The organism is Klebsiella sp. 10-1, from assembly GCF_009758445.1.
Taxonomy (GTDB): Bacteria; Pseudomonadota; Gammaproteobacteria; order Enterobacterales; family Enterobacteriaceae; genus Klebsiella; species Klebsiella scottii.
This window is the reverse complement of sequence record NZ_WQRE01000002.1, coordinates 197,328-211,290: the sequence shown is the minus strand read 5'-3', so window position 1 is coordinate 211,290 and position 13,963 is coordinate 197,328. Positions and strand designations below refer to the sequence as shown.

General features: G+C 58.0%; 11 protein-coding genes. 8 read left to right on the top strand and 3 right to left on the bottom strand.

What is annotated here, in order from left to right; translation table 11 throughout:
• Positions 1 to 227 precede the first annotated feature (227 nt).
• Positions 228 to 1,595, bottom strand: coding sequence for a nucleotide 5'-monophosphate nucleosidase PpnN (gene ppnN / locus GO007_RS09070; protein WP_095098663.1), 1,368 nt, complete (start codon positions 1,593 to 1,595; stop codon positions 228 to 230).
• Positions 1,596 to 1,709: 114 nt separating this feature from the next.
• Entirely contained in the window at positions 1,710 to 2,555 is an 846-nt protein-coding gene (gene queF / locus GO007_RS09065; RefSeq protein WP_095098660.1) for an NADPH-dependent 7-cyano-7-deazaguanine reductase QueF, read from the bottom strand.
• Positions 2,556 to 2,623: 68 nt separating this feature from the next.
• Here queF and syd point away from each other — a divergent pair, with 68 nt between their 5' ends.
• The 8 genes from syd to GO007_RS09025 all read left to right on the top strand — a co-directional run bounded on the left by syd (position 2,624) and on the right by GO007_RS09025 (position 11,109).
• Positions 2,624 to 3,169 carry a SecY-interacting protein gene (syd, locus tag GO007_RS09060; protein WP_095098658.1) on the top strand — a complete coding sequence of 182 codons (546 nt, stop codon included), beginning with the start codon at positions 2,624 to 2,626 and terminating at the stop codon, positions 3,167 to 3,169.
• A 631-nt stretch (positions 3,170 to 3,800) separates the two neighbouring features.
• Positions 3,801 to 4,130, top strand: coding sequence for a YqcC family protein (locus GO007_RS09055; RefSeq protein WP_095098656.1), 330 nt, complete (start codon positions 3,801 to 3,803; stop codon positions 4,128 to 4,130).
• Positions 4,130 to 4,924 carry a tRNA pseudouridine(65) synthase TruC gene (gene truC / locus GO007_RS09050; protein WP_095098653.1) on the top strand — a complete coding sequence of 265 codons (795 nt, stop codon included), beginning with the start codon at positions 4,130 to 4,132 and terminating at the stop codon, positions 4,922 to 4,924. The genes GO007_RS09055 and truC overlap by 1 nt, the downstream gene beginning before the upstream one ends.
• Before the next feature lie 2 nt (positions 4,925 to 4,926).
• On the top strand, positions 4,927 to 5,370 hold the full coding sequence (locus GO007_RS09045; protein WP_095098651.1) for a flavodoxin: 444 nt from the start codon (positions 4,927 to 4,929) through the stop codon (positions 5,368 to 5,370).
• Positions 5,371 to 5,844: 474 nt separating this feature from the next.
• Positions 5,845 to 7,197 (top strand): galactarate/glucarate/glycerate transporter GudP, encoded by a 1,353-nt coding sequence (gene gudP / locus GO007_RS09040; RefSeq protein ID WP_095098649.1) that lies wholly within the window; start codon positions 5,845 to 5,847, stop codon positions 7,195 to 7,197.
• Positions 7,198 to 7,199: 2 nt separating this feature from the next.
• Positions 7,200 to 8,540, top strand: coding sequence for an enolase C-terminal domain-like protein (locus GO007_RS09035; RefSeq protein WP_095098646.1), 1,341 nt, complete (start codon positions 7,200 to 7,202; stop codon positions 8,538 to 8,540).
• 18 nt (positions 8,541 to 8,558) lie between these two features.
• Complete coding sequence (gene gudD / locus GO007_RS09030; protein ID WP_095098644.1) at positions 8,559 to 9,899, top strand: glucarate dehydratase; 1,341 nt, start codon at positions 8,559 to 8,561, stop codon at positions 9,897 to 9,899.
• 70 nt (positions 9,900 to 9,969) lie between these two features.
• Positions 9,970 to 11,109 (top strand): glycerate kinase, encoded by a 1,140-nt coding sequence (locus GO007_RS09025; RefSeq protein WP_095098642.1) that lies wholly within the window; start codon positions 9,970 to 9,972, stop codon positions 11,107 to 11,109.
• 50 nt (positions 11,110 to 11,159) lie between these two features.
• Here GO007_RS09025 and barA read toward each other — a convergent pair whose 3' ends face one another.
• On the bottom strand, positions 11,160 to 13,913 hold the full coding sequence (gene barA, locus GO007_RS09020; protein WP_095098640.1) for a two-component sensor histidine kinase BarA: 2,754 nt from the start codon (positions 13,911 to 13,913) through the stop codon (positions 11,160 to 11,162).
• Positions 13,914 to 13,963: the final 50 nt, after the last annotated feature.

The following is a 13,963-nucleotide window of genomic DNA, read 5'->3' as shown; positions in this document are numbered from 1 at the left end:
GTGGTGATATTTGTTGCTGTTTTTGGAAAGGCAAACGATTGGCTTTGTAAAAAGCTACAAAACATTCACAAAGGAAATAGATTTCTGACAGGGCGCGCGGCGAAGCCGGTGGGTCGGCAGATTATCGTGCTGGAGTGCTGGAGTGCTGGAGTGCTGGAGTGCTGGAGTTCAGGTTGGGCTGCCCGGGCAGGACGTCAGCCGCCGCCCGGGAAGGGTTACAACAGGGCTCAGGAGCCTATTTCATAGCAAGGAATATAGGCGCTGCCGCCCGGCAGCTTCATGCGGTGCTGGGCGACGAAGCCCTGCAGCAGATCGTCCATGCGGCGCATGATCTCCGCATCGCCGTGCAGCTTATAAGGGCCGAATTTTTCAATCGCCTGGATGCCGACCTCTTTGACGTTCCCGGCGACGATCCCGGAGAAGGCGCGGCGGAGATCCGCGGCCAGCACTTCTACCGGCTGGTCCGGGTAGAGCTTGAGGTTGGCCATGTTTTCGTGCGTCGGATCGAACGGCATCTGCAGGTCCGGCGAAATACGAATCGACCAGTTAAAGCTGTAGGCGTCGTCGGTTTCCCGGCGGCTCTCTTTCACCAGCGGCATTGCTTTCTTCAGCTGACGCGCAACTTCGCTGGCGTCGTCAATGATAATCCGGTAGTGGCGGCGCGCCGATTCGCCCATAGTGTGGACGATGAACTCATCCAGCACGCGGAAATAGTTCGCGCTCTCTTTTGGCCCGGTAAGGATCAGCGGCAGTACCTGCGCCTTGTTGGCCGGGTGCATCAGAATGCCCAGCAGATAGAGCAGCTCTTCCGCCGTCCCCACCCCGCCCGGGAAGATGATGATACCGTGGGCGATGCGCACGAACGCCTCAAGGCGTTTTTCGATGTCCGGCATGATGATCAGTTCGTTCACCAGCGGGTTCGGCGGCTCGGCGGCAATAATAGAAGGTTCGGTCATGCCGATAAAGCGGCTGTCTTTGTAGCGCTGCTGGGCATGGCCAACCGCGGCGCCCTTCATCGGAGCTTCCATCGCGCCCGGGCCGCAGCCGGTGCAGATATTCAGCTCGCGCAGGCCGAGCTGGGTCCCGACGCGGCGGGCGTAGAGATATTCGGTCTCATTGATCGAGTGGCCGCCCCAGCAGACGATCATATTTGGCGCTTCGCCGACGTGCAGGGCGCGGGCGTTACGCAGAATCGAGAATACCAGGTTGGTGATATGCACCGAACTTTCGAGGTCGAGGTTCGGGAGACGAACGGTATTATGAATCTGCCCGTAAACGAACAGGATGTCGCGCAGCACGGCAAACAGGTTGGCCTGCAGGGAACGGATAATACGCCCGTCAACGAACGCCTCTTCCGGCGGGTTGATCAGTTCCAGCTTCACGCCGCGTTCGCGACGCAGCACGTTAATATCGAAGTTTTCAAAACGAGACAGTAGCTCTTTGCTGTTATCGGTCAGGCTCCCCGAGTTGAGCACGGCAAGCGAACAGTTGCGAAAGAGCTGATACAGGTCGCTGCTGGCGGTGCGTTTAAGCATATCCACTTCCAGCTGTGACAGCATATCCATTGAACCAAGCGGGCTAACATGTGTAATCAAGTGAACTCCTTAACAGGACGATTATCGTCTTCCTGTGATTACAATAGCCTTGCCTGCGGCGTTTCCACAACCTTGCGTACGCGTGAACGCACGCAAAGTTGTGAAAATTCTTTACTACTGGCGCGCCAGGCGAGCGATAGCCGGAACAAAGTCCGCGTTGCTGCGCCACGGGTTGATGTCGAGGCCGCCGCGGCGGGTATAGCGGGCGTAGACGGAGAGCGATTGCGGCCGGCAGAAGCGCAGAAGGTCGTTGAAGATCCGCTCGACGCACTGCTCGTGAAACTCGTTGTGATGACGGAACGAGACCAGGTAGCGCAGCAGCTTTTCGCGATCGATTTTTGGCCCACGATACTGGATTTGCACCGAACCCCAGTCCGGCTGATGGGTGATCAGGCAGTTGGATTTCAGCAGATGGCTCACCAGCGTCTCTTCGACGATGTTGTCGCCGGCGGCGCCCAGCAGGTAGTCGGTGCTGAATTCATAGTTATCAATCTCGATATCCTGATCGTCGATGCAGGTGCCGTGCAGATGGGCCACCGGCTGGCCTTCGAGCTCGTCAAGGCGATAGAGCGCAACCGTGACCTCGCCCTGGGCGCAGGCGCTAAGGTCGCGCGCCAGGGTCGCCTGCACCTCTTGCCAGCTGGTAAAGCGGGTCTGGTTAAAGCTGTTGAGATAGAGCTTAAAGCTCTTGGATTCCACCAGGTTCACGCTGGTATCGCTCAGCTCGACGTGGCCCACCGCCACCTGCGGCAGGCCTTTTGCATTCAGCCAGGAGAGTTCGTACAGCGTCCAGATATCGCCGCCGTGGAAGGGCAGGCTGTCGGCGTGGAGGCCCAGCGGATCGCGGTTCAGGCTGCGCGGCACGCCCTGCAGCAGGGATGCGTCGTAGGTATCACGGTAATCGGTTGATTTACCGAGCGTCAGGCCAGCCAGAGCCTGATGATTCTCATAAGAAGACATGTTTCACCATAGTAAAGCGGGTACACTATTTGCTAAGTGTATCCTGGCTAACGTGAAGAGAGAAACCGGTGGACAATCAGACCGCAGAAGCGCTGCAAGCATTTACCCAACGTTATTGCGACGCCTGGCAGCAGCAGCGCGCAAGCCTGCCGCGCAGCGAAGAGCTTTACGGCATCCCGTCGCCCTGCATCAGCTCGACGGACGCCGACGCCGTTTTCTGGCAACCGCAGCCCTTTTCACTCGCCGCCAATATCAGCGCGGTTGAAAGGGCCTTAGATATTGTGGTACAACCGCCGACTCATAGTTATTATACCACCCAGTTTGCCGGCGATATGCAGGCGCGCTTGGCCGGTGAAACGATGACCCTGCTGCAAACCTGGAGTCCGGATGACTTCCAGCGTATGCAGGAAAATCTGATTGGTCATCTGGTGGTGCAAAAACGCCTGAAGCTGTCGCCGACGCTGTTTATCGCCACTCTGGACAGCGAGCTGGAAGTTATCTCCGTTTGTAACCTGAGCGGTGAAGTCCTCAAAGAGACGCTCGGCACGCGCAAGCGTACGACCCTTGCTCCCTCCCTTGCGAGTTTTCTTAACCAGCTTGAGCCGGTTCTGTAACCCATTGTGCCTGTCCATTTGTGAGAGATCTCTTACAAGACCTGTAAGAGATCGTCATCATTTAAGTCATTTTTCAACTATTTAATTTTTAATAAATCAATTAAATTCAGTTGGTTAGGTTTTGTATCGTCTTTTTCAGTGGTGACTAATCTTAAGAGATTGTCGTATGAAGGCTTGTAAGACGAGGCGGAATCAGGGATCCTATGTACGTCGACAGGAAGTCGCGAAATGAAGTGAACATCAGGATGATGACGCTTCTGCAGGACCCGCCGGGAAGGCGTAGCAAGGACAGGCTTCAGGATGAAGCACAGGATAACGCAGGAACGCGTAATGGACACCTCCAGGATGGAGAACGTGAGCCGCTCATGATGAACGGTGGATCAGGAAGATCGGGATAGACTTAAGGACAGGTAATTTCACATCGGGGTGGTGTGAAAGCAGGACGCACTGGTTTATGGATGAACATGGTCAGGAGACCTCAGGAAAAGTTTTCACGGACGAGCAGGGAGCACCAATGTAGCTGGATTGCTGCGAAACGAACCGGGAGCACTGTTTATACAGTGCTCCCTTTTTTTATTTCTCTTCTGAATTTGCTATTCTGCGCCGGTTTACAACTCATCGAGGTTTCCCCATGACTCTTCACCTCAGCGTGCGCGAGCGCCTGCACGCGATTGAAGCGCTGCTGCGCGAAACGCAGTACTGGCAGGAAAGCGCGCCGCAAAGCAGCGCCTTTGCCAGCGACAGTCCGTTCTGCATGGATACCATGGAGCCGCTGGAGTGGCTCCAGTGGGTGCTGATCCCTCGTATGCATCAGCTGCTGGATGGCGAGCAGCCGCTGCCGCAGAGTTTTGCCGTCTCCCCTTATTATGAGATGGCCCTTGATGCCGCCCACCCGCTGCGCGATCGCGTGCTGGCCGAGCTGCTGCTGCTCGATACCCTTTTTGCGAGCGATAACGCCTGATGCTGGAAATTATTTATCAGGACGAGTGGCTGGTGGCGGTCAATAAGCCTTCCGGCTGGCTGGTCCACCGCAGCTGGTTGGATCGCGATGAAAAAGTGGTGGTTATGCAAACGGTGCGCGATCAGATTGGCCAGCACGTCTTTACCGCCCATCGGCTCGACAGACCGACCTCCGGCGTTCTGCTGATGGGGCTATCAAGCGAGGCGGGAAGGCGGCTGTCGCAGCAGTTTGAACAACACCAGATGCAAAAACGCTACCACGCCATTGCCCGCGGCTGGCTCACCGAAGAGGCGCTGCTCGATTATCCGCTGGTTGAAGAGCTGGATAAAATAGCCGATAAATTTGCGCGCGAAGATAAAGGCCCGCAGCCGGCGGTGACCCACTATCGTGGCCTGGCGACGGTGGAAATGCCGGTCGCCACCGGACGCTATCCGACGACGCGCTATAGCCTGGTTGAGCTGGAGCCTAAAACGGGACGTAAGCATCAGCTGCGCCGCCATCTGTCACACCTGCGCCACCCGATTATCGGTGACAGCAAGCACGGCGATCTGCGGCAGAACCGCAGCGCGGTTGAAAACTTTGCCTGCGACCGCCTGATGCTGCATGCCAGCCAGCTCTCGCTAACTCATCCGTTTACCGGCGAGCCGCTGGTCATTCGCGCCAGCCTGGACGATGTGTGGATGCGGGCTCTGTCGCAGTTTGGCTGGCGAGGCCTTCTGCCGCTAAATGAAAGGGTTGAGTTTGCTGGCGACAGCGGTCAGGATGAACAGATTGAGGTCAATCCAGGGAGATAAACATGGCAGAAGTCGGGATTTTTGTCGGTACGATGTATGGCAACGCGCTGCTGGTCGCTGAAGAAGCTGAAGCCATTTTGAGCGGTCTGGGCCATAAAGCGAAGGTGTTCGAAGACCCGGAGGTTCAGGACTGGGAACCCTACAGCGGAAAATATGTCCTGGTCGTGACGTCAACGACCGGACAGGGCGATCTGCCGGATAGCATCGTCCCGCTGTACGAAGGCATTAAGGATATGTACCAGCCGCACCTGCGCTACGGAATCATCGCGCTCGGCGATAGCACCTACGCTAACTTCTGCGGCGGCGGCAAAACCTTTGATGCGCTGCTGCAGGAGCAGGGCGCAAAGCGCGTCGGCGAAATGCTGCTGATTGACGCCAGCGAAGACCCGGAACCCGAAGGCGTTTCCAACCCGTGGGTTGAACAGTGGGCGACCCTGCTCGAATAGGCGGATGAAAAGTGACGCTCTCCCCCTACGTAGAGGGCGTCCCTTCTGAAGGCCAGCGCCGGATAAACGCTCAACGGGATCATACCCGTTCCCGCTCGCCAGGAGTTCAGGCATCTGCATAATAACCGCTTATACAGAGTGGTTTTTTCCAGGTGTTTTCACCGGGTCAAGAGAGATATTTCACACTCCTGCCGTTTGCACCGTCGCTGGCAGCGCTAAGCGGCGGCTGCTTTTCATTTCCGTGAACTACCCCCCATCTGATTAGGCATAAGCCATAAATCGATTTCAGCACGTCCCGCAAAGCTGTGTATGTGCACGGTGAGCCAGCCATGTCCTCTTTTTATACTTTCTCTGCCAGTTTGAAAAAGCAAAATGCCAGATAAAACGAAAACACTAACACGTCATTCTGACTACCCTACAGGTTGTGCTGTTCAGAATGAACGTAGCTAATTGCTATGATTCAGGAGTGCAACAATGAGTACATTAAGTCAGGCGGCGAGCGGCGCGGAAAAACGCACCAACGCCCGCTACTGGATAGTGGTGATGCTGTTTATCGTCACTTCTTTTAACTATGGCGACCGCGCGACGCTGTCGATTGCCGGCTCGGAAATGGCCAAAGATATTGGCCTCGACGCGGTGGGCATGGGCTACGTTTTCTCGGCGTTCTCATGGGCCTACGTGATTGGTCAGATTCCCGGCGGTTGGCTGCTCGATCGCTTTGGTTCAAAACGGGTCTATTTTTGGTCCATCTTCATTTGGTCGATGTTTACCCTCCTGCAGGGTTTCGTCGATATCTTTAGCGGTTTTGGCATCATCATCGCGCTGTTTACCCTGCGATTCCTCGTCGGCTTAGCGGAAGCTCCATCCTTCCCCGGCAACAGCCGCATCGTCGCGGCCTGGTTCCCGGCGCAGGAGAGGGGCACCGCGGTTTCTATTTTTAACTCCGCCCAGTACTTTGCCACCGTTATCTTCGCGCCGATCATGGGCTGGCTGACCCATGAGGTCGGCTGGTCGCACGTCTTCTTCTTTATGGGAGGGCTGGGGATCGTGATTAGCTTCGTCTGGCTGAAAGTGATCCACGAACCGAATCAGCACCCTGGAGTGAACCAAAAAGAGCTGGAATATATCGCCGCCGGCGGGGCGCTGATCAATATGGATCAGAAGAAAGACGCCAGGAAGGTTCCGTTCAGTGAAAAATGGGGTCAGATCAAACAGCTGATCGGATCGCGAATGATGGTCGGGATCTACATCGGCCAGTACTGCATTAACGCGCTGACCTACTTCTTTATCACCTGGTTCCCGGTTTACCTGGTGCAGGCGCGCGGTATGTCGATTCTGAAAGCCGGGTTTGTCGCCTCCGTTCCGGCCATCTGCGGTTTTGTCGGCGGCGTGCTGGGCGGCATTATCTCCGACTGGCTGATGCGCCGCACCGGCTCGCTGAATATTGCCCGCAAAACTCCCATCGTGCTCGGCATGCTGCTGTCGATGGTGATGGTGTTCTGTAACTACGTTAACGCGGAATGGATGATTATCGGCTTTATGGCGATGGCCTTCTTCGGCAAGGGCATCGGCGCGCTGGGCTGGGCGGTGATGGCGGATACCGCCCCGAAAGAGATAAGCGGTCTCTCCGGCGGTCTGTTCAACATGTTCGGCAATATCTCCGGTATCGTCACGCCTATTGCGATCGGCTACATCGTCGGGACGACGGGCTCGTTCAACGGTGCGCTGATTTATGTCGGGATACATGCGCTGGTGGCGGTGCTGAGCTACCTGGTGCTGGTGGGGGATATTAAACGCATAGAACTGAAACCTGTTGGGGAACGCTAACGATGAATACTCAATCTACTCCGATCGTCACCGACATGAAGGTGATCCCGGTTGCCGGGCATGACAGTATGCTGCTGAATATTGGCGGCGCGCACAACGCCTGGTTTACCCGCAATATTGTGGTACTCACCGACAGCGCGGGCAACACCGGTATCGGCGAGGCCCCCGGCGGCGAGGTGATCTATCAGACGCTGGTGGACGCTATTCCGCAGGTGCTGGGGCAGGAAATTGCGCGCCTGAACAAAGTGGTTCAGCAGGTACATAAAGGTAATCAGGCGGCGGATTTCGACACGTTCGGTAAAGGCGCCTGGACCTTTGAACTGCGGGTTAACGCGGTCGCGGCGCTGGAAGCTGCGCTGCTGGATCTGCTGGGCAAAGCGCTGAATGTTCCGGTCTGCGAACTGCTGGGACCGGGCAAACAGCGCGACGCGGTCACCGTTCTGGGCTATCTCTTCTATATCGGCGATCGCAATAAAACGGATCTGCCGTATCTGGAGACCACCCCAGGCCAGCACGACTGGTACCACCTGCGGCATCAGGAGGCGCTGAGCGGCGAAGCGGTGGTCCGCCTCGCCGAAGCCGCTCAGGATCGCTACGGCTTTAAAGATTTCAAGCTTAAGGGCGGCGTGCTGCCGGGCGAGCAGGAGATTGACACCGCTCGCGCGCTGAAAAAACGGTTCCCGGATGCGCGTATTACCGTCGATCCGAACGGCGCCTGGCTGCTTGATGAAGCCATTGAACTCTGTAAAGGCCTGCAGGATGTGCTGACCTACGCCGAAGATCCCTGCGGCGCCGAACAGGGATTTTCCGGTCGGGAAGTGATGGCGGAATTCCGCCGCGCCACCGGCCTGCCGGTCGCAACCAATATGATTGCCACTAACTGGCGTGAAATGGGGCACGCGGTGATGCTCAATGCGGTGGATATACCGCTCGCCGATCCGCACTTCTGGACGCTGTCCGGCGCGGTGCGGGTCGCGCAGCTGTGCGATGACTGGGGGCTGACGTGGGGCTGCCACTCAAATAACCACTTCGATATTTCTCTGGCCATGTTTACCCATGTCGGCGCGGCGGCGCCGGGCAATCCGACCGCCATCGATACCCACTGGATTTGGCAGGAGGGCGACTGCCGCCTGACCAAAAATCCGCTGCAGATTGAAAACGGCAAGATTGCCGTACCGGACGCACCGGGTCTGGGTGTGGAGCTGGACTGGGAGCAGGTGCAAAAAGCGCACGAGGCCTATAAGACGCTGCCCGGAGGGGCGCGTAACGACGCAGGGCCGATGCAGTACCTGATCCCAGGTTGGAAATTTGACCGCAAACGTCCCGTTTTCGGCCGCGATTAATTAGAAAAGGATTCAATAATGACGACGCAATTCTCAACGCCGGTAGTCACCTCTATGCAGGTTATCCCGGTGGCCGGTCACGACAGCATGCTGATGAATCTCAGCGGCGCGCACGCCCCGTACTTCACCCGCAATATTGTGATTATTAAAGATAACTCGGGTCATACCGGAGTGGGCGAAATTCCTGGCGGAGAGAAAATCCGCCAGACGCTGGAGGATGCCGCGGCGCTGGTTGTCGGCAAAACGCTCGGCGAATATAAAAACGTGCTGGGCGCCGTTCGCCAGCAGTTTGCCGACCGCGATGCCGGCGGCCGCGGTTTGCAAACCTTTGACCTGCGTACCACTATTCATGTAGTGACCGGGATTGAAGCGGCTCTGCTGGATCTGCTTGGGCAGCACCTTGGCGTGAACGTGGCTTCGCTGCTGGGCGACGGGCAGCAGCGTAGCGAAGTGGAAATGCTTGGCTACCTGTTCTTCGTCGGTAACCGCCAGGCCACGCCGCTGGCCTACCAGAGCCAAACGGATGAGAAGTGTGACTGGTACCGGCTGCGCCACGAAGAGGCCATGACCCCGGACGCCGTCGTGCGCCTGGCGGAAGCGGCCTACGAAAAGTATGGCTTCAACGATTTCAAACTCAAAGGCGGCGTGCTGGCCGGCGAGGAGGAAGCAGAGTCCATCGTCGCGCTGGCGAAACGCTTCCCGCAGGCGCGGGTGACGCTTGACCCGAACGGCGCCTGGCTGCTCGATGAGGCCATCGCCATTGGTAAACAGCTGAAAGGGGTGCTGGCCTACGCGGAAGATCCGTGCGGAGCTGAACAGGGGTTCTCCGGCCGTGAGGTGATGGCTGAATTCCGCCGCGCCACCGGTCTGCCGACGGCGACCAATATGATTGCCACCGACTGGCGGCAGATGGGGCACACCCTGTCGCTGCAGTCGGTTGATATCCCGCTGGCCGATCCGCACTTCTGGACCATGCAGGGATCGGTTCGCGTTGCCCAGATGTGTCATGAATTTGGCCTGACCTGGGGTTCGCATTCCAATAACCATTTTGATATCTCGCTGGCGATGTTCACCCACGTCGCGGCGGCGGCGCCGGGCAGGATCACCGCCATTGATACCCACTGGATCTGGCAGGAAGGGAATCAGCGTTTGACCAGACAACCTTTTGAGATCAAAGGTGGTATGGTGCAGGTACCGTCGACGCCTGGCCTTGGCGTAGAGCTCGATATGGACCGCGTTATGCAGGCTAATGAACTATATAAAAAGCACGGTCTGGGCGCTCGCGACGATGCGATGGCGATGCAGTATCTGATCCCCGAGTGGACGTTTGACAACAAGCGCCCGTGCATGGTGCGCTGAGGACAAACCGGTTCCTGCGGGAGCCGGTAGCTTTTGGATAGCTGGCGTTGGTTCATGTTAAGGACAGCTTATGAAAATAGTAATTGCACCGGATTCCTATAAGGAGAGCCTGAGTGCGCTGGGCGTAGCGACCGCGATAGAGCAGGGGTTCAGGGAGATTTATCCCGACGCAGAGTACCTCAAGCTACCGGTCGCCGACGGCGGGGAGGGGACCGTTGAAGCGATGGTCGCCGCCACTCAGGGGCATCTGGTGCGGGCTGTCGTTACCGGCCCTCTCGGCGAGCCGGTGAACGCTTTTTACGGCCTTTCCGGCGACGAACGCTGCGCCTATATCGAAATGGCGGCGGCCAGCGGTCTGGAAAGCGTACCGCCGGCGCGCCGCAATCCGCTGCTCACCACCAGCTGGGGGACCGGCGAGCTGATCCGCCACGCGCTGGACAGCGGCGTGAAGCAAATTATTATCGGTATCGGCGGCAGCGCCACTAACGACGGCGGCGCCGGGATGGTGCAGGCGCTGGGCGCAAAGCTGCTGACGAAAGATAACCGGCAGATCGCGGCCGGCGGCGCGGCGCTGGAGCAGCTGGCGAAGATTGACCTCAGCGAGCTGGATCAACGGCTGGCGGATTGCCGCATCGAGGTTGCCTGCGACGTGACCAACCCGCTAACCGGCCCGGAAGGCGCAACGGCGGTATTTGGCCCGCAGAAAGGGGCGACGCAGGAGATGATCGCTCGCCTCGATCGCGCGCTGGCGCATTTCGCGCAAATTATCCATCGCGACCTCGACATTGATGTCCTCAATCTTGAGGGCGGCGGAGCGGCGGGCGGAATGGGCGCCGCGCTCTACGCTTTTTGCGGGGCGAGGCTGCGCCCAGGTATTGAGATTGTGACCGACGCGCTGCACCTCGCGGAGCGGGTGGCGGACGCTGACCTGGTTATCACCGGCGAAGGGCGCATTGACAGCCAGACTATCCACGGCAAGGTGCCGGTTGGGGTGGCTAAGGTGGCGAAAAGCTACAATATCCCGGTGATTGGCATTGCCGGCAGCCTGACCGCAGACGTGGGCGTTGTGCATCAGCACGGGCTGGATGCGGTCTTCAGCGTGCTCTATTCCGTGTGCACGCTTGAAGAGGCGCTGGAAAATGCCGCCGATAATGTGCGCATGACGGCGCGCAACGTGGCGGCGATACTGAAAATGGGGCACAGACTGTAGCTGCGCTCCGCGGGGCCGGGTCGTTGCCTGGACCCGCAGAGTCAGCCGGGCTAGATGCCCATCAGCTTGCACGCTTCCCGCGTGACGTTATCCATCTCATCCAGCAGCTCCAGAAGCTCGGGCTCCAGATCCTCGGCGGTGGTTCCCGCGCGCAGCTGGCTCTCGATGGTCTGACACAGCTTCTTCAGCCGCGGCACGCCGCTGTAGCTGCAGCTCCCGTGAAGCTTATGAATCAAATCCAGCAGCCCTTCCGGCTCTTCGCCCACCAGCTGCTCTTCAACCTTGTTACGAACCTCCGGCATAAAGGTGAGCAGCATCTGCAGCATCTCCCGCGCCAGATCCGGCTTCATCGCCGCCTGCCGTAGCGCCAGCTGCCAGCTGAGGGTAACGTTATGATCGACCGGGGCTTCAATGATGTCGGCCGCCAGCGGCGCGGCGGCGTGCATTCCCGGCTGGTAGCGCAGCAGCAGGCTGTGCAGCTTGTCCTCTTCAATCGGTTTCGCCAGGTAATCGTTCATGCCGGCGCTCAGCAGCTTCGCTTTTTGTCCCTCCAGCGCGTGGGCCGTGACCGCGATGACCGGCGTTTGCTGATGGTGAGGGAGGTGGCGGATGAGCTCGCAGGCGCGAATGCCGTCCATATCCGGCATCTGAATATCCATCAGCACCAGATCCAGCTGCATCTGCTTGGCCAGCTCCACGGAGCGCTGGCCGCTCTCGCATAGCGTGACGTGCTGGACCAGGTCTTCCAGCAGCACGCCGATAAGCTTCAGGTTTGCCGGGTTATCGTCAACCGCCATGACCGTCATCGGCAGCTTGCTGCTGTCCGTATGCGGCAGCATCACCGCCGGCTGTACCCGACAGGAGGCCGTTAGCGCTGGGAGTAACCGGGTTGAGGTCAGCGGTTTAAGCAGGCAGGCGGCCACGCCCTCGCGCTTCAGCGCTTCGGCGTTTATCTGCGCGTGGCAGGGGAGCGCGAGAAGTAAATGATCGGCCATCGAACAGGCTTTTGTGAGCTTATCCTTCTGCTGATTAAGGTCGCGCATTGAAACCGGAATGCCGGCCAGCAGAATATCGTAATGCGTCTCCGGCAGAGCAGAGAACGTCGGGCTGTAGACCACTTCCAGCGGCGTGCTGGCCAGCAGCTCCATCGTGCACTGGGCCGCCGCCGCGTTGGCTTCGATATAGGCCAGCGTTTTCCCCCGCAGACAGTCGGTGAGCGGGCTATCGGGAATGGCGTTCGGGTTGAGGTCGAGGCTGATATGGAACCAGAAGGTAGAGCCGCGATTAGGCTGGCTGTGGAAGGAGATATCGCCCCCCATCTCCTTCACCAGCCGCTGGGTAATGACCAGCCCCAGCCCGGTGCCGCCGTGACGGCGGGAAATGCTGGCATCGGCCTGGCGGAAAGCCTGGAACAGCCGCGACTGGTCGCGCTCCGGAATGCCGATCCCGGTATCGTGGATTTGGATCTCGATCTGCACGCGGGAATTCGTGATTGCGCGCTGCTCCACCAGCACGTCGATATTACCGTGCTCGGTGAACTTGATGGCATTCCCCACCAGGTTGGTGATGATCTGCTGCAGGCGCAGCGGGTCGCCGATAATATTATCCGGAACATCATTTTTGATGTTCAGCGTCAGCTCCAGTCCCTTATCGTGCGCCGAGTGGGCCAGCAGGGTCACCACCTCATCCAGCGCATTGCGCAGCAGGAAAGGGATGCTCTCAAGAATAAGCTTCCCTGCTTCCAGCTTGGAAAAGTCCAGCACGTCGTTGATGATAGCCAGCAGGTTGTTGGCGGAGCGCTCGATGGTCGTCAGATGATCGCGCTGGGTGGTATTTAAATCGGTTTTCAGGGTCAGGCGGGTAAAGCCGATCACGCCGTTAAGCGGCGTTCGCAGCTCGTGGGACATATTGGCGAGGAACTCTGATTTTATGCGCGCGGCTTCCTGAGCGCGCTTTTTCGCCAGATCCAGCTCAACGTTTTGGATCTCCATCTGCTCGAGGGTTTCGCGCAGATCCGACGTCGCCTGATCGATATTGTGCTGCATCTCTTCATGGTAGGCCGCCAGCGACATCGCCATAGAGTTGATGCCGTTCTTCAGCATATCCAGCTCGCCGAGCATAAAGCCTTCGACGCGGCTATCCAGCTGCCCGCGGCGAATGCGGTCAACGGTATTCACCATATTGCGGATTGGCCCGGTGACGTCCCGCATCAGCCGCCAGCCGAAAATAAGCGCAATCCCGATACAGAACAGCATCATCACGCTGGAGATAAAAATCTCTTTGTACTGCTGCAGACGTACCGATTTGAGATCCAGTTCGAGGGCCACGTAGCCCAGCATATTGCCGGGCATTTTGGCATCGGTCACCGGCGACTCATCGGGCGAATAGCTTTCCGAGATGATAGGGGTACGCAGAATCATCACGTCGCCTTTGCGGGTCACGCTGAGCTGGCGGGGGAATTTTGCCCCCTTTTCCAGCCGCAGCTCGCTGGGGTTAAGCTGAAAATTGGAGGTAACAAAGAGCTTGTTTTGCGAATCATAGATTGAAATTGCGCGCACAATATCCGAGTGACGACGGTGCAGGACGCTTATCAGCTGCCCGATAGATTCGCGGTTTTGCAGATTCATGCCATATTCACTGGAGACCGCCAGCGGCTCGATAATACTGGCTCCGGCGTCTTCCAGCTGCCGCTGCAGGTCGTGGTAGCGATGCGCGACGAAGAAAATACTGAGCAACAAACCAATAAGTACGGTAGGTGCCAGAATAAGAATCATCATGCGAGCACGTAGGCTGTAGTTGGTCATGCGGTTCCGTTATGGGAGAATAAGAGTCAGTATATTTGATTGAGACAAAT

Excerpts from the sequence above, each read along its gene's own strand:
- queF (WP_095098660.1), bottom strand. The coding sequence starts at position 2,555 with ATGTCTTCTTATGAGAATCATCAGGCTCTGGCTGGCCTGACGCTCGGT.
- GO007_RS09055 (WP_095098656.1), top strand. The coding sequence starts at position 3,801 with ATGACTCTTCACCTCAGCGTGCGCGAGCGCCTGCACGCGATTGAAGCG.
- truC (WP_095098653.1), top strand. The coding sequence starts at position 4,130 with ATGCTGGAAATTATTTATCAGGACGAGTGGCTGGTGGCGGTCAATAAG.
- GO007_RS09045 (WP_095098651.1), top strand. The coding sequence starts at position 4,927 with ATGGCAGAAGTCGGGATTTTTGTCGGTACGATGTATGGCAACGCGCTG.
- gudP (WP_095098649.1), top strand. The coding sequence starts at position 5,845 with ATGAGTACATTAAGTCAGGCGGCGAGCGGCGCGGAAAAACGCACCAAC.
- GO007_RS09035 (WP_095098646.1), top strand. The coding sequence starts at position 7,200 with ATGAATACTCAATCTACTCCGATCGTCACCGACATGAAGGTGATCCCG.
- gudD (WP_095098644.1), top strand. The coding sequence starts at position 8,559 with ATGACGACGCAATTCTCAACGCCGGTAGTCACCTCTATGCAGGTTATC.
- GO007_RS09025 (WP_095098642.1), top strand. The coding sequence starts at position 9,970 with ATGAAAATAGTAATTGCACCGGATTCCTATAAGGAGAGCCTGAGTGCG.
- barA (WP_095098640.1), bottom strand. The coding sequence starts at position 13,913 with ATGACCAACTACAGCCTACGTGCTCGCATGATGATTCTTATTCTGGCA.